General features: G+C 72.2%; 15 protein-coding genes and 2 pseudogenes. 7 read left to right on the top strand and 10 right to left on the bottom strand.

Annotation, left to right across the window (positions count from 1 at the left end):
- Positions 1-81 precede the first annotated feature (81 nt).
- Positions 82-1,293, top strand: coding sequence for an alkaline phosphatase family protein (locus tag ACWAT2_RS09200; protein ID WP_402375068.1), 1,212 nt, complete (start codon positions 82-84; stop codon positions 1,291-1,293).
- On the opposite strand, the gene helR is transcribed toward ACWAT2_RS09200, so the two are convergent.
- Positions 1,283-3,571 carry an RNA polymerase recycling motor ATPase HelR gene (gene helR / locus ACWAT2_RS09195; RefSeq protein ID WP_402375066.1) on the bottom strand — a complete coding sequence of 763 codons (2,289 nt, stop codon included), beginning with the start codon at positions 3,569-3,571 and terminating at the stop codon, positions 1,283-1,285. The genes ACWAT2_RS09200 and helR overlap by 11 nt on opposite strands.
- Before the next feature lie 168 nt (positions 3,572-3,739).
- Between helR and ACWAT2_RS09190 the strand changes: the two genes are divergently transcribed.
- Both ACWAT2_RS09190 and ACWAT2_RS09185 read left to right on the top strand, forming a co-directional pair.
- Positions 3,740-4,528 carry a helix-turn-helix domain-containing protein gene (locus tag ACWAT2_RS09190; RefSeq protein ID WP_402375064.1) on the top strand — a complete coding sequence of 263 codons (789 nt, stop codon included), beginning with the start codon at positions 3,740-3,742 and terminating at the stop codon, positions 4,526-4,528.
- A gap of 47 nt (positions 4,529-4,575) precedes the next feature.
- Complete coding sequence (locus ACWAT2_RS09185; protein WP_402375062.1) at positions 4,576-4,926, top strand: VOC family protein; 351 nt, start codon at positions 4,576-4,578, stop codon at positions 4,924-4,926.
- Between the two features lie 46 nt (positions 4,927-4,972).
- Here the strand turns inward: ACWAT2_RS09185 and ACWAT2_RS09180 are convergent, their stop codons facing one another.
- The 4 genes and pseudogenes from ACWAT2_RS09180 to ACWAT2_RS09165 form a co-directional block, all read right to left on the bottom strand.
- Positions 4,973-5,866, bottom strand: a complete 894-nt coding sequence (locus ACWAT2_RS09180) for a nucleotidyl transferase AbiEii/AbiGii toxin family protein (protein WP_416478880.1) — start codon at positions 5,864-5,866, stop codon at positions 4,973-4,975.
- A complete protein-coding gene (locus ACWAT2_RS09175; protein WP_480048844.1) occupies positions 5,863-6,753 on the bottom strand; it encodes a hypothetical protein in 891 nt (296 codons plus the stop codon). Before ACWAT2_RS09175 ends, ACWAT2_RS09180 begins: the two co-directional genes overlap by 4 nt.
- Positions 6,754-6,906: pseudogene (locus tag ACWAT2_RS09170) on the bottom strand (type IV toxin-antitoxin system AbiEi family antitoxin domain-containing protein); the annotation flags it as partial. It lies immediately after the preceding gene.
- Positions 6,907-7,001: 95 nt separating this feature from the next.
- Positions 7,002-7,241 carry a DUF6480 family protein gene (locus tag ACWAT2_RS09165; protein ID WP_402375057.1) on the bottom strand — a complete coding sequence of 80 codons (240 nt, stop codon included), beginning with the start codon at positions 7,239-7,241 and terminating at the stop codon, positions 7,002-7,004.
- A gap of 142 nt (positions 7,242-7,383) precedes the next feature.
- On the opposite strand from ACWAT2_RS09165, the gene ACWAT2_RS09160 reads away from it, so the two are divergent.
- Positions 7,384-8,454 carry a YihY/virulence factor BrkB family protein gene (locus ACWAT2_RS09160; protein ID WP_402375055.1) on the top strand — a complete coding sequence of 357 codons (1,071 nt, stop codon included), beginning with the start codon at positions 7,384-7,386 and terminating at the stop codon, positions 8,452-8,454.
- Positions 8,455-8,476: 22 nt separating this feature from the next.
- Here the strand turns inward: ACWAT2_RS09160 and ACWAT2_RS09155 are convergent, their stop codons facing one another.
- A complete protein-coding gene (locus ACWAT2_RS09155) occupies positions 8,477-8,794 on the bottom strand; it encodes an ArsR/SmtB family transcription factor (RefSeq protein ID WP_402375053.1) in 318 nt (105 codons plus the stop codon).
- A gap of 65 nt (positions 8,795-8,859) precedes the next feature.
- Here ACWAT2_RS09155 and ACWAT2_RS09150 point away from each other — a divergent pair, with 65 nt between their 5' ends.
- Both ACWAT2_RS09150 and ACWAT2_RS09145 read left to right on the top strand, forming a co-directional pair.
- Complete coding sequence (locus tag ACWAT2_RS09150; protein ID WP_402375051.1) at positions 8,860-9,936, top strand: flavin-containing monooxygenase; 1,077 nt, start codon at positions 8,860-8,862, stop codon at positions 9,934-9,936.
- Complete coding sequence (locus tag ACWAT2_RS09145; RefSeq protein WP_402375049.1) at positions 9,933-11,159, top strand: MFS transporter; 1,227 nt, start codon at positions 9,933-9,935, stop codon at positions 11,157-11,159. The genes ACWAT2_RS09150 and ACWAT2_RS09145 overlap by 4 nt, the downstream gene beginning before the upstream one ends.
- Positions 11,160-11,200: 41 nt before the next feature.
- Here ACWAT2_RS09145 and ACWAT2_RS09140 read toward each other — a convergent pair whose 3' ends face one another.
- The 3 genes and pseudogenes from ACWAT2_RS09140 to ACWAT2_RS09130 all read right to left on the bottom strand — a co-directional run bounded on the left by ACWAT2_RS09140 (position 11,201) and on the right by ACWAT2_RS09130 (position 13,285).
- Positions 11,201-11,572 (bottom strand): hypothetical protein, encoded by a 372-nt coding sequence (locus ACWAT2_RS09140; protein ID WP_402375122.1) that lies wholly within the window; start codon positions 11,570-11,572, stop codon positions 11,201-11,203.
- A gap of 77 nt (positions 11,573-11,649) precedes the next feature.
- Positions 11,650-12,432 (bottom strand): annotated as a pseudogene (locus tag ACWAT2_RS09135) (FAD-dependent oxidoreductase); the annotation flags it as partial.
- Between the two features lie 52 nt (positions 12,433-12,484).
- Entirely contained in the window at positions 12,485-13,285 is an 801-nt protein-coding gene (locus tag ACWAT2_RS09130) for an SDR family NAD(P)-dependent oxidoreductase (RefSeq protein ID WP_402375047.1), read from the bottom strand.
- Between the two features lie 229 nt (positions 13,286-13,514).
- Here ACWAT2_RS09130 and ACWAT2_RS09125 point away from each other — a divergent pair, with 229 nt between their 5' ends.
- The gene (locus ACWAT2_RS09125; protein WP_402375045.1) at positions 13,515-14,672 is read left to right on the top strand and encodes a ThuA domain-containing protein; all 1,158 of its coding nucleotides are present in this window, start codon (positions 13,515-13,517) and stop codon (positions 14,670-14,672) included.
- A 95-nt stretch (positions 14,673-14,767) separates the two neighbouring features.
- Here ACWAT2_RS09125 and ACWAT2_RS09120 read toward each other — a convergent pair whose 3' ends face one another.
- Positions 14,768-16,393, bottom strand: coding sequence for an Ig-like domain repeat protein (locus ACWAT2_RS09120; RefSeq protein ID WP_402375043.1), 1,626 nt, complete (start codon positions 16,391-16,393; stop codon positions 14,768-14,770).
- Positions 16,394-16,553: the final 160 nt, after the last annotated feature.

The raw sequence follows: 16,553 nt of genomic DNA, 5'->3' as shown, positions 1-16,553 counted from the left end.
CGCGGCTGCTTCGCGACCGCTCATATACTGCCCGACCCGTGGCCCTCGTGCCGAATCAGGTCCGTCGGCGACCATGAGGACATGGACACGCCCGTCGACACACCGCCGCCGGCCGACCACGTCGTCCTCCTCGCCCTGGACGGGTTCGGCGCCGGCTACCTCCCGCTGCTCGACAGGCTGCCGACGCCGCACCTGGACGCCCTGGTGCGCCGCGGGAGCCTGACCACCGGGACCGGCGTCATGCCGAGCGTCACCAACCCGTCATGGACCTCCGTCGCCACGGGCGCGTGGCCGGAGCGCCACCTCAACGCGGCGTTCTGGTACGACCCCACGACGCGCACCGCCCAGGGCCAGCACCGCGAGATCGCCGTCCCCACGCTCGCGGAGGCGGTACGCGAGCAGGGTGGCACCGTCCTCTGCGTCCAGTGGCCGGTGCTGCAGGGCCACGGCACGGCCTACGGCGATCCGGACGGCCTCTACACGCGGCCGGGCGGCGACTGCGCGCGGCGCGTCGACGACGCGCTCGCCGTGCTGCGCGGCGAGGCCGTGGCCAGCGCCGGGCGGCCGGTCACCCTGCGGCGGCTGCCGCAGCTCCTCGCGGTGTACTGCGACACCCTGGACGCGCTGGGCCACGCCGGCGGGGACCGGCACCCCGGGATCCCCGCCGCGCTGCGAGACATCGACGCCCAGGTGGGGCGCCTGCTCGCGGCCCTCGAGGAGGCCGGCATCGCCGAGCGCACCGCGTTCGTGCTGCTCGGCGACCACGGCATGACGACGTTCGACCGAGGGTTCGGCCGTGCGGCCCGGCGCGCGGTCTCCCGCGCCGGGTACCGCCTCGAGATCGTGCGTCCCGGGGGCTCCCCCCGGCGCCGGACCGACGTGGTGGCCGTCGTGGGCGGGGTGGCGAGCCTGCACCTGGTCGGCCGCGCCGCCGGGGACCGGGCGGCCGAGCGGACGATCCGCGCGGCTCTCGAGGAGCTGCCCCCGGTGCGGGCCGTCTTCGACCGGGAGGACCAGGCCCGGATGCGGATGAGCCCTCGCTACGGCGAGCTGCTGGTCGAGCCCGAGCCCGGCTGGTCGTTCGGCTCCGCACCCCGGCGCCCGGCCGGCCGCCACGGGGCCACCACCGAGCTCGACGTCGGGTTCGCGCTGGCGGGCGCCGGGATCGTGCCGGGCCGGGCGCCGTCGGACCCGCGGCACGTCGACGTGGCGCCCACGGTCGCCGCGCTGCTCGGCATCGACCCGCCGGCCGGCACGCAGGGCCGGGTCCTGACCGAGGCGCTCAGCCCGTGAGCACCACGAGCTGCTGCGTCGCACGGGTCATCGCCACGTAGCGGTCCACCGCTCCCTCGATCCCGTCGCCGAACCGCTGCGGGTCCACGAGCACGACCAGGTCGAACTCGAGCCCCTTGGCCAGCACCGGCGTCAGCACCCGGAGGCGTTCCCGCGGGGCGATGTCGACGTCGCCGACGACGCACGCGGTGCCGGGGTGCTCCGCGAGCCAGTCGTCGAGCACCCGCTCCAGCTCCGCCGTCGTCCGGTGGACGACCGGCCCGGCACCGCGCACCGACGTGGGGACGTTCGCGTCCGGGATCGCCGCCCGGATCACTGGTTCGGCCGCGGCCATCACCTCCCGCGGCGTGCGGTAGTTGATCGTGAGCGAGGCGATCCCGACCCGGTCCAGGCCCACGCGCTCGAGCCGCTCCGCCCAGGTCTCCGTGAAGCCGTGCCGCGCCTGGGCGCGGTCCCCCACCACCGTCAGGCTCCGCGACGGGCAGCGCGCCAGCAGCATCTGCCACTCCGCGTCGGTCAGCTCCTGCGCCTCGTCGACCACCACGTGCGCGAACGGTCCGGCGAGCTCGTCCGGCTCCGCCACGGGGACCTCGGAGGTGTCCACCAGCGCGGTCCGCAGGTCCTGGCCCCGCAGCATCGACATCACACCCATGTCCGAGTCGTCCGTCGCGATCAGGTCGTCGACCACGTCGGCCATGCGCGCCCGCTCGGCCGCTGCGGCCGCCTCCTGCCGCCGTCGACGGCGCGCCGCCCCCGGGTCCCCGATCCGCCGGTGCGCCGCGTCCAGCAGCGGTACGTCCGCCACCGACCACGCCCGGGCGTCCGCCCGCTGCAGCGCGGAGACCTCGTCCGGCTCCAGCCACGGCGCGCACCGGCGCAGATAGGCGGGCACCTCCCACAGGTCGCCGACGACGTCGGTCGGCTCCAGCAGCGGCCACGCCCGCCCGAACGTCCGCACCAGATCGCGGTTCGCCGTGAGCGCGGCCCGCGAGGCGCCGTCCGGGTCGACGGCGATACGCCCGTAGGCGTCGAACTCGTCGTCCGCGCCGCCGTCGGCCCCGTCGACGCCGTCCCCCGTGCCGTCGTCCCAGGCGTCGAGGTTGCCGCCGTCGGCGAGCTCGTCGCGAAGCTTGTCCACACCGATGCGCAGCAGCGCCTCCCACACCTGGTCGCGGGCCTCGTTGTGCGGCGTACCCGGCTCGGCGGTCGCGAACGCCTCCGCCCAGTCGTCGGCGCCGATCCAGACGTCCGCCGAGGGCGTCTCGACCAGGAGCCCTTCCGTCGGCGGGTTCTCGTAGAGGCGTACCGCAGGCTCGATCGCGGCCACCATGCGCGCGTCCGCCTTCAGCCGGGCCACCTGCGGATCCGGCTCAGGGGCCGCCGTCCGCCCCTCCGGGACGAGGTCCGCCAGAACGCAGGTCTGCACGCCCTCCTCGCCCAGGCTGGGCAGGACGTCCGAGACGTACGCCAGGTACGGCCGGTGCGGGCCGACGAACAGCACCCCGCCCCGACGGTGCCCGAGCCGCGGGTCGGAGTACAGCAGGTAGGCGGTGCGGTGCAGGGCCACCACCGTCTTGCCGGTGCCCGGCCCGCCGTCCACCACCAGGGTGCCCCGCGACCCGGCACGGATGATCGCGTCCTGGTCCGCCTGGATGGTGCCGAGCACGTCGCGCATCCGGTCCGAGCGCTCGGCACCCAGGCCGGCGATGAACGCGGACTGGTCGTCGAGCGCGGGGTGCTCGGCCGGTCCGGCGGCACCGGCACCGCCCGGCGCCCCATCCGCATCGGTGGCGAAGACCTCGTCCCAGTAGTCGCTGACCCGCCCGTCCGTCCAGTGGTAGCGGCGGCGGCTGGCCAACCCCATCGGGTCGGCATGCGTGGCGCCGAAGAACGGTTCGGCCACCGGCGAGCGCCAGTCGACGAGCAGACGTTCGCCGGTGCCGTCCGTCAGGCCGAGGCGCCCCACGTAGACCGGGTCGCCGCCGTCGGCCGGGACCATGCGCCCGAGGCACAGGTCCAGGCCGAACCGTTGCAGCGTGCGCAGGCGCCCCGTGAGCCGGTGGATCTCCTGGTCGCGGTCCAGCGCCGCCTGCCCCGGACCGGCGGGGGCGCGGCGGGCAGCGTCGAGGCGCTCGGTGAGGTCCGCCGTCGACTCGGCGAGGCTCGCGGCGATCGCGGCGAAGTGGCGCTCGTCGGCGCCGACCAGGGCGACGTCAGCCTTGGCGGCGCGAGAGTCGGGCAGGTCGAAGGCACTCGAGGAGAGGGAGGTCACGGGCATCGGCTCCGATCGCGAGGCCCCGGGTTGACCGAGGCGGAGGCTTGCGATTCTGCGCCTCGCAGGGGGTCTTGCCGCAAGACCCCCGGTGCGCTATACCTTGGAAAGGGCAGCCGGAGCGCACGTTCCCCGACCGCGTGGCCGCGGGCCGCGCCCGGACAGGAGCCCGCGATGGACTACCGCCGCCACGCCCCGGCGCCGCGCCTCACCGGACTCGTCGAGCACTACTGGTCGGTGATCTCCCCCGCGCCCCCCGGCCCGCTACGTGCCGTGCTCGTGCCGAACGGGCGCGGCACGATCCAGTTCTGCCTGGGCCGTCCGGGGCGGCGCTTCGCCGCAGACACGCCCGCCCGGGAGAACGCGGACGTCTACCTGCCGACCGGCACCGCGTCGATGGTCATCGAGCAGGAAGGCCCCTCCCACTACGTCGGCATCCAGTTCACGCCCTGGGGCGCTCGCACGCTGTTCCCCCGGGCTCCCGAGCAGCCGGCGCAGGTGGTCGACGCGATCGGTCCCCTGCCCGCCAAGGACGCCCTCGCCGAGGACCCTGCCCGTGAGCTCGACCGCTGGCTCGACGGGTTCCTTCCCGGGCAGCCGACCGGCTCGCCCGAGCTCCTCGCGCGGGCGACGGCCCGGATCGACGCCGCGCCGTCCGCCGTCGACGTCGGTTCGCTGACCGGCGAGCTCGCCGTCGCCGCCTCGACCCTCTACCGGGCGTTCCGCCGCGGGATCGGTCTCTCCCCGAAGCAGTACCTCCAGGTGATGCGCCACCGGGCCTTCACCGACGCGCTGCTCGCGGAGGCGGGCGGCCTGCCCACGGCGCTGCTCGCGGCGCTGTCCGGGTACGCCGACCAGTCGCACGCGTCCCGCGACTTCACCCGCTTCACGGGGATGACGGCGACGGCGTTCCGCGACACGTACGACGGCATCGCGCGCCTCATGGCACCGTCCGCAGGATGACCGATTCCTTCAAGCCGAGCACCCGGCGACGCTCCTAGCGTGGCGGCATGGGAACAATCATCCACATCGAGCTGACCAGCACCGCACCCGAGAAGACCGCGGACTTCTACGCCCGCGCCTTCGGCTGGGAGTCCACCGCGTCCCCGCACGTACCGGACTACCTCCTCACCCGCACCGGGGACGGCCCCGGCATCGACGCCGCCGTCATGAGCAGCCGGTACCAGGCGCAGAACACCATCCTCTGGATCGATGTGCCCGACATCGACGCCGCGATCGCCGCGGTCGAGGCGGCCGGCGGATCCTCGGCCGGCGACGTCCTCGACCTGCCCGGCGAGGGCAGGGTCGGGTACGTCGAGGATCCGGACGGCGTGGTCCTCGGGCTCAAGCAGTCGAGCTGACTTCGAGCAGGTCGCCCTCGCAGACGCGCCGTGCACGTCACCGAGCTCATGCCCATCGGCCCGTTTCTGGCGACCAGGACAGCCCGCTCACTGCACCCTGCAGGACCGGATCGAGAAAGTCTCCAGCGAGTACGACCGCTTCGTCGAAGCCAGACGGACTCGGTGTGTTCGCAGCCACCTTGGCGTAGGTGGTGGACCATGCGGCAGGAACAGTGAACGCGTCCCGGCCGGGAAGGCCGCGGTGCGTTCGTTCGCCTGCGATCGCCGCGTCCAGGGCACTGCCGTCGATCTGCTGGGTACGAGCGATGACCAGCAGGTCGACGAGGTCGCGCACGCGAGAGGACTCTCGGCCACCGGGGTAGACGGCCTCGGTCGCGCAGACCTTGTCGGCCACGTGGTCGACGACGGGATACAGGCGAAGACGCGGTGGATCGATCTGCGGGACCGCGATCACGCTTGGCGCGGCTGCGACGTCAGGGTCAGCGGTCATGAGCGACCCGACGACGAGATCGATGTGGAACGCCTGGATCTTCTGCGCCCCGCAGAAGCACTCGACGTTGACCTGCATGCCGGACACGTCCGGCTGCTGGTCTCCGCCCAGTGGGAACGTGCCGGTCACCACGAACCGCATCCAGTCGCCCAGATCCTGGGCGAGCACCCGGCGAAGATCTACCTCAGCCGCCGAGAGGTCTCGGACGCGGTGCAGCAGGTCGACGTCCTTGCTGTGGCGAGCATCCTCCACGCGCATCAGCAGCGCCGTGCCGCCCTTGAGGACCCACGAGTCGTCCTGGTCAGCAAACACCCGAGCGAGGAGCCGACCGTACACATACTCTCTCTGGAGCTCGCCGGGCGTCTTCGAGCTCGTTCGGCTCGCGGCCTTGGCACGCGCGGTGATCGAGCTCCACATCGCGACCGGGCTCGGGGGCTTCGGCTTAGTCACGAGGCGGGGCTCCCTTCGTCTGATCCGTCCCTGGATCGGGTGTCGTCGGTGCTGACCTGCTGAGCCAGTGCCAGCTTTCTCCACGCCTCGACAGTCGCAGCCAGGACTCCGGGCGGAAGGCTGGCCGCGGCTGTTCTTGAGATCGCCTTCGAGGTCTCCGGCAGGCTGAGTGCCGGCAGGGCACTGCTTGCGTTGATCTGCTTCACCACGTCGACGACCGCGCGGTCGTCGCGGAGCCACTTCTGGACACCTGAGCGCTGCAGAGCCCGCGAGTAGTGCGCAGCGACTCCGGATCCGTTGTCCCCCGATGACGACTCGGCGAGCATCTGGAGGACTCGCGCCGCAGCCGAACTCACGGCGGAAGCTCCGAGGCTGGAGGTGACGAGCTGCTGAACGAGGTGGTCTTCATCGATGCCGGCGATCTCGAGGAGGTCCGCCACGACCTCAGGCCCGGACCGGTCACGCTCGACCGATCCCAGCGCGCTCTCGAGCTCGCTCACCGTGACGATGCTGCGCTTGAGCATGTCGGCGACCACCGTGGCCACGTGGTCTCGGTCATGGCCATCGGCGAGCAGATCGGCCACGGTGCGCGCTGGAGTCGTCACGGGAAGCCCGTCGACAAGGGTCACCTCGTCGCTGCGCAGTGTCCCGCGATGGGCGCGCACCTCCGGACGTCGCGCCCGGTACCGGGTCGGCAGGGTCACCTCGACCTGGGCCTCAAGCAGGTCACCGGCCTGATGTAGTCCCGCAGCCGTGGCGTGCGAGAGCACCCCGGTCGGTGGGGACTCGGCAAGACGCTCGTAGGCAAGCCGGTTGGGCTCGATCGAAAGCCACGCTGCTCGCTTCTCCGACAGCTCGTCCCCTGCCCCCGCCGGCGTGGCGTACACGCCGTGGGTGATCCGCTCGAGCTCGCCACGCTCAGCCATCCGCGACAGCATCATGCGCGAGACCCCGGCCGCCGTCGCCTGCGCCGTAGTGAGCAGGCCCCACTGGCCGGCGGCGATCTCCGCTACGGCAGCTCGAATCCCAGCACCACTCATGGAGCGATTGTAACCCCTGGGTGTTACATATGCGCCATGCTCGATCCGTGGGCAAGGTTCAGCGGAGGTGTCGGTACCCGGGGGCGACCGGCCGGTCAGCCCACGAGGCCGATGCCGTAGCCCACGAAGAGCCCCGCGGCGAGCACGACCACCAGTCCGATCGCCACGATCCACAGCCACGGCGTCGCGCGGTGCGGACCGTGCTCCTCGTGGCCCTGCGGGGCGCTCATCTGACCCGAGGCCGGTGGGGTCTCGCCGGGCTGGACGTCCGTCTCGCTGTCACGTCCCGGTTCCGGGTCCGGCTGGTGCTCCCGGTCGTCAGCGTCGTGCGTCATCGAGGCCTCCCCCACGTCGAGGTTCCTGACCACCGTAGGCACCGACGGCGTCACCTCGCGCGTCACCACGGCACCGCTCGCGTTGCGGGGATCACCCAACCCGCAGAGCCTGGTGGTGGTCGCGACGACACCTGGAGGGCCGATGGCTGACACCGACGAGGGACGCCCTCACGGGGCGCACTCCCAGAAGCCTGAATCGCCACCCGACCTGAAGGGTGGGAGCTGGAAGCTGGGGTTCAAGAACGCCTTCCGCGAGTTCAGCGACGACCAGTGCACCGACCTCGCCGCCGCACTCACCTACTACGCGGTGCTGGCGTCCGCGCCGGCTCTGCTGGCCCTCATCTCCGTGCTCGGGCTGGTCGCCGACGCCGAGGCAGCGGTGAACTCGGTGATGAACACCGTCTCCGACTTCCTGCCCGAGGAGACCCTGTCGATCGTCCAGCCGCTCGTCGAGAACGCCGCGAACTCCACCGGTGCGGGCCTCGCCCTGATCCTCGGTGTCGCGCTGGCCCTGTGGTCCGCCTCCGGATACGTCACCGCCTTCAGCCGCGCGATGAACCGCGTGTACGAGGTCGAGGAGGGCCGGCCGTTCTGGAAGCTGCGCCCCGTCATGCTGGTGATCACCGCCGTCGTCCTCGTCCTGGTGATCCTGGTCGTCGCCAGCCTGGTGCTGTCCGGGCCGGTCGCCTCCGCCGTCGGCAGCGCCGTCGGGCTCAGCGACGTCGCGCTGACAGTCTGGAACATCGCCAAGTGGCCCGTCGCACTGCTGCTCGTCATCATCGTGATCGCGCTGCTCTACCACTCGACGCCGAACGTCAAGCAGCCGAAGTTCCGGTGGATCAGCGTCGGTGCGGCCGTCGCGATCGTCGTCTGGGCGCTGGCCTCGGCCGCGTTCGGGTTCTACGTCGCCAACTTCGGCAGCTACGGGTCGACGTACGGCACCCTCGGTAGCGTCATCGTGTTCCTGCTGTGGCTGTGGATCAGCAACCTGGCGCTGCTGTTCGGTGCGGAGCTGGACGCCGAGGTGGAACGCAGCCGCGAGCTGCAGGGCGGGCTCGCGGCCGAGGAGACCATCCAGCTCCCGCCCCGCGACACCCGCGCCAGCGACAAGAAGGCCGCCAAGAGGGCCGACGCCGTCGCCGAGGCGCGGGCGCTGCGGGGCGGGGACACCCCCGCCGACGGGCCGGCACCGCGGCACGTGGACCGGACGTGACACCGGTCGAGGGCGCCCAAGATCAGCAGCAGGTCCGCAGGTAGTCCTGGAGGTCGGCCAGCACGCGGGTCATCCCCTCGCGGTCGGCCCGGTAGAGGACCGTCTTCCCGTCGCGCCGGGACAGCACCGTCCCGGCGCGGCGCAGTGCCTTGAGCTGCTCGGAGGCGGTGGACTGCCCGAGGCCGGCCTGCTCCGCGACCTCACCGACGGAGAGCTCGGCACCGCGGGCGAAGAGCGCGAGGATCGCCTGGCGGGTGGGGCTGGCCAGGGCGGCGAGGAAGTCCTGGGTCTCCTGGCTCAGCACCGGCCCCGCGGGCCCCGACGGCGCGGACGAGGTCATCGCTCGATCGTACCGGCTCAGTTCGTCGCATTGACATATCGCGATGCGTCGATATGTTGAACGCCATGACCTCTTCCTCACCCATGATCATCGTCGGCGCCGGCCAGTCCGGGCTCGCCACCGCCAGAGCGGTCCGCGCCGCCGGGCTCACGCCGCTCGTCCTGGAGGCCGGCTCCCGGCCGACCGGTTCGTGGAGCTCGTACTACGACAGCCTGCGACTGTTCTCACCGGCCGGGTACTCCAGCCTGCCCGGCCTGCCGTTCGACGGCGACCCACGCCGCTATCCCGCCCGCGACGAGGTCGTGGGCTACCTCGCGCGCTACGCCGAGCACGTCGGCGCCGAGATCCGCACCGACACCCGGGTCGAGTCCGTCGAGCAGCATGGCGGCGAGCTCGTCGTGCGCACCGCCGACGGAGCCGAGGAGCCGGCCGCGGGCGTGATCGCGGCGAGCGGGTCGTTCGGATCCCCCGTCCTGCCCGACCTGCCCGGCCTCGACGCGTTCCCGGGCGAGGTGCTGCACTCCGCGGGCTACCGCAACCCGCACGCCCTGGCAGGGAAGCGGGTGGTGATCGTCGGCGGCGGCAACTCGGCGGTCCAGATCGCCCACGAGCTCCACCAGGTCGCGCGCGTGACCCTGGCGACCCGGTCCCCGATCGCATTCACCCCGCAGCGCCGGGGAGGTTTCGACCTCCACTTCTGGCTCCGGGTCACCGGCCTCGACGTGCTTCCCACGCCCTGGCTGCGACGCCTCGTCACCCGGCCGTTGGTCCTGGACACCGGCACCTATCGTCAGGAGATCACCTCCGGCCGCCTCGTCCGCCGCGAGATGTTCACGCGGCTCGCGGGCGAGGAGGTCGTGTGGGCAGACGGGTCCAGGGAGAAGGTCGATGCGCTGGTGCTCGCGACAGGGTTCCGCCCGGACCTCGGGTACCTCCGTCCGCTGGGGGCGCTCGATGCGACGGGTGCACCGCGGCACCAGGGCGGCGTCTCGACCACGCACCGCGGGCTCGGCTACGTCGGCCTCGAGCTGCAGCGCTCGTTCTCCTCCAACACGTTGCGCGGCGTGGGCCGCGACGCCACGCACGTCGTCGGTGCGCTGGCTGCACACCTCGGGCGGCGCGGCGTGCCGGTCGGCCGATGACCGGCCGCCAGAGCAACGAGGGTTTACGCCCGCGCGCCGGCGGGCCCCGGCAGGCTCTGGTGGCGCTGTGCATGACGCAGGTCGTCGGCTGGGGCGTCCTGTACTACTCCTTCCCCGTCGCCCTCCCGGCGATCGTCGCGGACACCGGGTGGACATCGACGTCCGCGATGGCAGCGTTCTCCGCGGCACTGGTCGTCGCCGCGGCAGCCGGGGTCGCCGTCGGCCGCTTGATCGACCATCACGGCCCCCGAGGCGTGATGACGACGGGGTCCGTGATCGCCACCGTCGCGGTCCTGGGTGTCGGTGCCGCCCCGACGCTGGGCTGGTTCGCCGCCGCCTGGATCGTGGCCGGCATCTCGCAGTCGATGGTGCTCTATGCGCCGGCCTTCACAGCCCTCACCCGCTGGTACGGCCCCGCCCGGGGTCGTGCACTGATGATCTTGACACTGGTCGCCGGACTGGCCAGCACCGTGTTCGCGCCGGTCACGGCAGCGCTCGTGGCGCATCTCGGGTGGCGCCTGACCTATGTGACCCTCGCCGCGCTGCTCGCCCTGACCACGATCCCCACCCATGCCCTGGGCCTGCGGGCCGCGTGGCCCTCGCTGCCCGGTCACGACGCCAGTTCCGCGCGCTCGGACCGGCGCAGGATCACCACGAGCCGACCGTTCGTCCTGCTGACGGTCACCACGTCGCTGATCGCGTTCGCCCTGTTCGCGGCCACCATCCACCTGGTCTCCATGCTTGGCTGGCGCGGGTTGTCGCCGACAGCCGCGGCCTGGGCGCTCGGCCTGTCAGGCGCGGGCCAGCTCCTGGGGCGTATCGCCTATCCACCGCTGGTCCGTTGCACGACACCGATGAGCCGCACCGTCGTCCTGGCGGCGTGCGCCGGAGCAACCGTTCTCGCGGTAGGCGTGATCCCGGGCCCTGCCTTGGCGCTCGTCGCGGCGGCCACGGTCCTGGGTGTCGTCCGCGGCGCGTTCACCCTTCTCCAGTCGACCGCGGTGAGCGACCGTTGGGGCACCAGCGGGTTCGGTGCGCTCTACGGCGTCCTCAACGCACCGACCACCCTCGCGATGGCGCTGGCACCATGGGCGGCCGGCGCGCTCACCGATGCGACCGGGTCATACCCCCAGACGTTCGCCGTCCTCGCCGTCCTCGCCGGCGTCGCCACACTCGTCGCGCTCGGCACCCGACCCCGCGAGGCCCGACGAGCAGGCGGGTGACCTGGCCCGGCGACCTCGCAGAACACAGCCTGGAAGCGCGGCTACCCGAGATCGTCCAGCACGATCCGACCGCGCAGCGCCGCCGGGTCGACCGGACCGCCGGCCAGCACCTCGCGGGCGGCGTCCGGCCCGGCGGTGCCCTCCTCGACGCCCCAGAGCAGCACGCCGTGCACCTGCGCGGTGCTCGCCCCGTCGGTCTCGCGCTCCACGTAGTAGGCCACGACCTGCGCGAGCGGGTCGTCGGCGGGACCCTGACGGTCCTCGACGATCTCCAGCGACGCGTCGAGGGTGCCGACCGCCTCGTAGCGCACGCCGAACAGCACCGAGTAGTAGAACGGTGTGTGCGTGTACGGCTCGTCGGCGCCCGCCATGTCGCGCCCGGCCGCCCTGCCCGACGACGTCGCGTGGTCCACGTGCTCGACCCGCCGCGCACCGAGCACCCGGTCCGGTCCGGGTAGTGCGCCACGTCGCCGGCGGCCCACACCGCGGGGTCGCTCGACCGCAGGTGCGCGTCGACGACGATCCCGCCGTCGTCGACCGCCTCCAGGCCTGCTTCGACGGCGAACCCGGTCTCGAGCGAGATGCCCAGGCCGGCCACGACGGCGTCGGCCTCGAGCTCGTCGTCGAACGAGAGCGTCAGGCGCACGGGGCCGTCGGGCCCGCGGATCTCGCCGCCCGTCGCGGCGGTGTTGCGGACGAGCGCGACGCCGTGCTCGCGGAACAGGTGCTCCACCCGCTCGGCGAGATCGGGCGGGAACATCTGGCCGAGCAGCGTGTCCTGGGTGAAGACGAGCGTCACGCGCGTGTCCGTCTCGGTGAGCCCGGCCGCCAGCTCGGTGGCGATGTAGCTGCCGCCCACCACCACGACGTGCGGGCTGCCGTGCGAGGTGAGCCCGCGCAGCCGCTCGTAGTCGCGCACGCTGCGGAACGGGATGACCCGGCCCGTGCCGTGCGAGTCGTCGACGTCGGCCGACCCGGGCGTGCCGCTGGTCGCCACCAGGGCCCTGCCGTAGCCGATCTCCCGCCCCGACGCCGTGCTCACCGTGCGGCGGTCCGTGTCGAGCGCGACGACGGTCTCACCGAGCAGCAGGTCCGCCCCGGTGTCCTCGGCCGTGCCCGTCCAGACCTGCTCGAAGGCGAAGTCGGGGTCCGTCCACAGCTTCTTCGACAGCGCGGGCCGGGTCACGGGCTCGGTCGGCTCGCGCCCGACGACGGCGATGGTGCCGCGCCGATCGACCTCCCGGATGCCGCGCGCCGCGGCGTCCGAGGCCATGCCGCCGCCGAGCAGCAGGTAGTCGTAGTGGTCCTTCGCCATGGTGGCCTCCTCAGATCGTGGCGACCGAGCCGCCGTCGACCCGGTAGTTCGAGCCGACGACGTAGCTCGCGCGGGCGGAGCAGAGCAACGCGACCACCGCGGCGACCTCCTCGGGCCTCCCCCGGTGGTCCCGCTCGATGAAGGGCCGCTCCTCGGCCAGGAAGCTCCGGATCGCCTCGTCCCGGTCGACGCCGAGATCGGCGGCGCGGGCGTCCATCATCTCGTCGGTCATGGGCGTCTCGACGAAGGCGGGCGAGACGGCGTTGACCAGCACGCCCTCGCGGCCGTACGTCTTGGACAGCCCCTTGGTGAGGTTGAGGATCGCCGCCTTCGAGGCGCTGTAGGGCAGCTCGTCGACGTAGGGCTGCACGCCGTCCTCGGACGCCACGAGGACGACGCGGCCCCACCTGGAGGCACGCATGCCGGGAAGCAGCGCGCGCACCGTGCGCACTGCGGCGAGCAGGTCGACCTGCAACGTCTCGAGCCAGCCGTCGTCGTCGATCTCGTGGAACAGCCCCACCGCGCCGTGGACCCCTGCGGAGTGGACCAGAATGTCGGCCGTCCCGAAGTTCTCCTCCGTGGCCCGCACCAGCCTCGCGACGTCGTCGGGTCGCGTGAGGTCCGCACCGACGGCCATCCACGACCCCTGCGGCGCGTCCAGCGACTCGGCCGCCGCGCGGACCCTGCCGGTGTCGGTGTCCGTGAGGACCACGCGCGCCCCCTCGCGCAACAGCTCGTGAGCGGCCGCGAGGCCGATGCCGGAGTCTGCCCCGGTGACGACGGCGACACGTCCTTCGATTCCCAGGTCCACTGGTTGCTCTCCTCGTCCGTGCGGCAGGTCTGGCGCGCCGTCATCGTGCCCAGGGACGCCGCCGGTTCGCACGACGGGACCGACCGCACCCTCGCCGCCGCGGTTCGACACCGATCCCGGCAACTTCTGTCGATTGTCGACACCCTTCTGTCCAGAGGTAGTGACAACTCGCCCGCAGCGAGTTAAGTTGAACCGGTCAACGAATGTGTTGCCTGCGCAAAGGAGCGTCATGAGCAAGCCAGCCTCCGCCACCCGCTGTGCCGTCGCCGGAACGGCGACCGCCACTCTCACCCTCACCCTGGGGCTCGCCGCAGCCATGCCGGCTGCTGCCGCCGACGACGGCCTCGACGAGGTCCTCGTGGTGGGCAAGACCCTGGGATTCCGCCACTCCCACATCGACGAGACCACCCACGCCCTGATCGACCTCGGCGCCGAGCACGGCTTCGACGTCGACGTCTGGGACCCGCCCAACGACTCCGGCGGCTGGTGGGGTCCCGGGTCGCCGGGTCAGCCCGACCTGACCATGGACTCCACCCCGTTCACGTCCGCGGCGGACCTGGCGCAGTACGACTCGATCGTGTTCGTCTCCCCGGTGGACAACACCAACAGCCTCGACCCCGCCCAGCCCCGCCTGCTCGACGACGCCGAGCTCACGGCCCTCCAGGGCTACGTCCACGACGGCGGTGGGGTCGTCGGGATCCACGCGGCCACCGACACGATGCACACCTCAGGCTGGTTCACCCAGCTCATCGGTGGCGGCGCCCGCTTCGCCAACCACCCGCAGCAGCAGACCGCCACCATGCGGGTCGAGAACCCCTCGCACCCGTCGATGCAGGGCGTCCCGCTCGAGTGGGAGCGCTGGGACGAGTGGTACAACTACACGCTCAACCCGCGCGGTGACGTCCACGTGCTGCAGACCATCGACGAGTCGACCTATCAGGGCGGCACGATGGGCGAGGACCACCCGATCGCCTGGTGCCAGAACTTCGAGGGCGGTCGGTCCTGGCACCAGGGTGCCGGGCACGTCGACGAGGCGTGGTCCGACCCCGTCTTCCTGACCTCCGTGCTGCGCGGGGTCCAGTGGACCGCGGGGACGGTCTCGGGCGGCGGCGACTGCGTCACCTGGTCCGAGGTCGACGCGCTCGTCGAGGAGCTGCCGTCCGACACGGCGCGTGACCGCGTCGCGATCTCTCAGCTCGACCGTCGCCTGGACGACGCCCAGCAGGCCGCCGACGCCGGCAACGCCTCGAAGGCCGTCCGCATCCTGCGCCCGACGGCGGCGCTCGCCGGTGCGCTCGTGCGCGACGACGCCAGCGCCGAGACGCTGAAGGCCAAGGTCAGCGACCTGATCGAGTGGCAGCAGGGCCTGGTCGACGCCGGGCTCTGACGACTGCCGCTGAGGCAGCTGCGGTGAAGGGCTCTTTCCCGGACCGGTCGGTCCGGGAAGGAGCCCTTCGCCAGGCCCTCGTGCTCCCGCAGCGCTCAGCGAACCCAGACATACAGGTTCCTCTTGACCGCCCGCTTGGTCTTCGACGTCCCGGGGTAGACGACCTTGATCGTGTGGTGGCCGTCGCTGAGCCGGGGCAGCTTCACCGTGCGAGAGCCGTCGTGCTTCTTCTTCAGCCGGACCTTCTTGACGACCTTGCCGTCGGCCTTGATCTTGATCTTGCCGGTCGGGACGATGTCCGACGGTGACTTCACGCGGACCTTGACCTTGGCGCGCTGCGAGCCGTTCACCGTCGTGTCCTTCACCGTGGCGCGCAGCTTCGTCTTGGCCTTGCGCACCCGGACCGTCTCGTACGTCGTCGACGAGCCGTACCGGCTGTCACCCGCGTAGACGACGCGCAGCTTCGTCTTGCCCACGGGCAACCGGTGGCCGTCGATGCGCACCGTGGTGCGCCCCTCGCGGCGGATCTTCTCGCTGCCGACCTTCGTGCGGCCCTTGTAGACGGTGACCGTTCCGGTGGTGAAGTGACCGTCGTTGACGGCCGAGGAGCTCTTCGCCCCCGTCGTGACGAGCAGCCGGTGGTCGACCCCCCAGCGCATCCTTCGCTTCTCCGTCGCCCAGACACCGCTCTCGACCTTCGCGACACGAAGCACGACCTCGGTGCTGGTGTCCGCGACGTACGGCGAACCTGTGAGGCGTACCTCGAGCCGGTGCTTTCCCGGGTCCAGCACGTCGGAGTCGATGACGAAGACCTCGGTACGGTTCCGCTGCTCCCACGGCCGGATGCGCGCGAGGCGACGCTTCCCGTCGTAGAGCGACAAGGTCCCTGCGACGCGGTCCACGTCCGGGACGTCGACCGCCACCTTCCACCAGGTGTCGTACGGGTGGACGTCGCCGCCACCGACCACCCAGGCGGCCAGCTCCCGCTCGGCTTTCAGCACCGGGACGGTCAAGACCGCCCGCGACCGCTGCAGGCCGCCGTACGGCGCGAAGACGACCTCGAACGCCTCGTTGCCTGGCGCGACGTCGCGCAAGAGGAGCCGTGCTCGCCCCTCGGCGCCGACCTCGTCCTGGTCGACGAACTCGCCGGTGTCGAGCGACCACAGCTCCACCACACCCCTCGGCAGGTGTTCGCCCTGCACGTCCACCTGGACGTCGACCTCTCCCCGGTCGCCGTAGTGGAGCTCGTCAGGGGCGTCGACGACGGTGGTCGTCGTCTCGACGGTTCCCTCCGACACCTCCACCGTGCCGGTCCACTCCGCCGCCGCGTACCCTGCCGCCGGGAGGTACCGCACCGTGACGGGGTACGTGCCGGCCGCGGAGAACTCGGCGTAGATCGGGAGACGCCCGGAGGCCCAGGCGCTCGAGCCGGAGTAGTCGATCCCGTTGACCTCGGCGCGGAGCCCGCCGTCGTGGACGAGCTCGCCGTCGGGCGTGGTCACCCGCACGTCGAGGTGCCGCGCACCGGCCGGCCACCACGTCTCATACTGCTTGACGCTCACCGTGGTGGGTATCAGATCGCCAGAGCCCGCCGCCCGCGCCTCCGGCGCGACGACCACCATGCCGGCGAGGGCGAACGCCAGGACTGCGGCCAGGAGCCGCATCACCGCGTGCCTGTGGTCCGGGAGTGGCATGGTCCGTACCGCGGCACTGCTGGTCACCGAGCATCTCTCCTTGGGCGTCGTTGCTGCGGGGACCCTAGCGCATCAGGTCATCGGCAGACCATCCGCTCGCAAAACCTGCCGGTCGGAAGGCCCCCTGGGCACGTCGAGAAGCAGCCGTCCCTCGAGGACGTCTTCCTCACCCTCGTGGGTGCCGACG

The organism is Isoptericola sp. GX10416 (genome assembly GCF_056590155.1).
This window is presented reverse-complemented; position numbering and strand designations above follow the sequence as displayed.

Bases quoted from the DNA above. Each gene is read 5' to 3' on its own strand.
- ACWAT2_RS09155 (WP_402375053.1), bottom strand. From the start codon at position 8,794: ATGACCTCGTCCGCGCCGTCGGGGCCCGCGGGGCCGGTGCTGAGCCAG.
- ACWAT2_RS09185 (WP_402375062.1), top strand. From the start codon at position 4,576: ATGGGAACAATCATCCACATCGAGCTGACCAGCACCGCACCCGAGAAG.
- ACWAT2_RS09150 (WP_402375051.1), top strand. From the start codon at position 8,860: ATGACCTCTTCCTCACCCATGATCATCGTCGGCGCCGGCCAGTCCGGG.
- helR (WP_402375066.1), bottom strand. From the start codon at position 3,571: ATGCCCGTGACCTCCCTCTCCTCGAGTGCCTTCGACCTGCCCGACTCT.
- ACWAT2_RS09190 (WP_402375064.1), top strand. From the start codon at position 3,740: ATGGACTACCGCCGCCACGCCCCGGCGCCGCGCCTCACCGGACTCGTC.
- ACWAT2_RS09165 (WP_402375057.1), bottom strand. From the start codon at position 7,241: ATGACGCACGACGCTGACGACCGGGAGCACCAGCCGGACCCGGAACCG.
- ACWAT2_RS09200 (WP_402375068.1), top strand. From the start codon at position 82: ATGGACACGCCCGTCGACACACCGCCGCCGGCCGACCACGTCGTCCTC.
- ACWAT2_RS09160 (WP_402375055.1), top strand. From the start codon at position 7,384: ATGGCTGACACCGACGAGGGACGCCCTCACGGGGCGCACTCCCAGAAG.
- ACWAT2_RS09145 (WP_402375049.1), top strand. From the start codon at position 9,933: ATGACCGGCCGCCAGAGCAACGAGGGTTTACGCCCGCGCGCCGGCGGG.
- ACWAT2_RS09125 (WP_402375045.1), top strand. From the start codon at position 13,515: ATGAGCAAGCCAGCCTCCGCCACCCGCTGTGCCGTCGCCGGAACGGCG.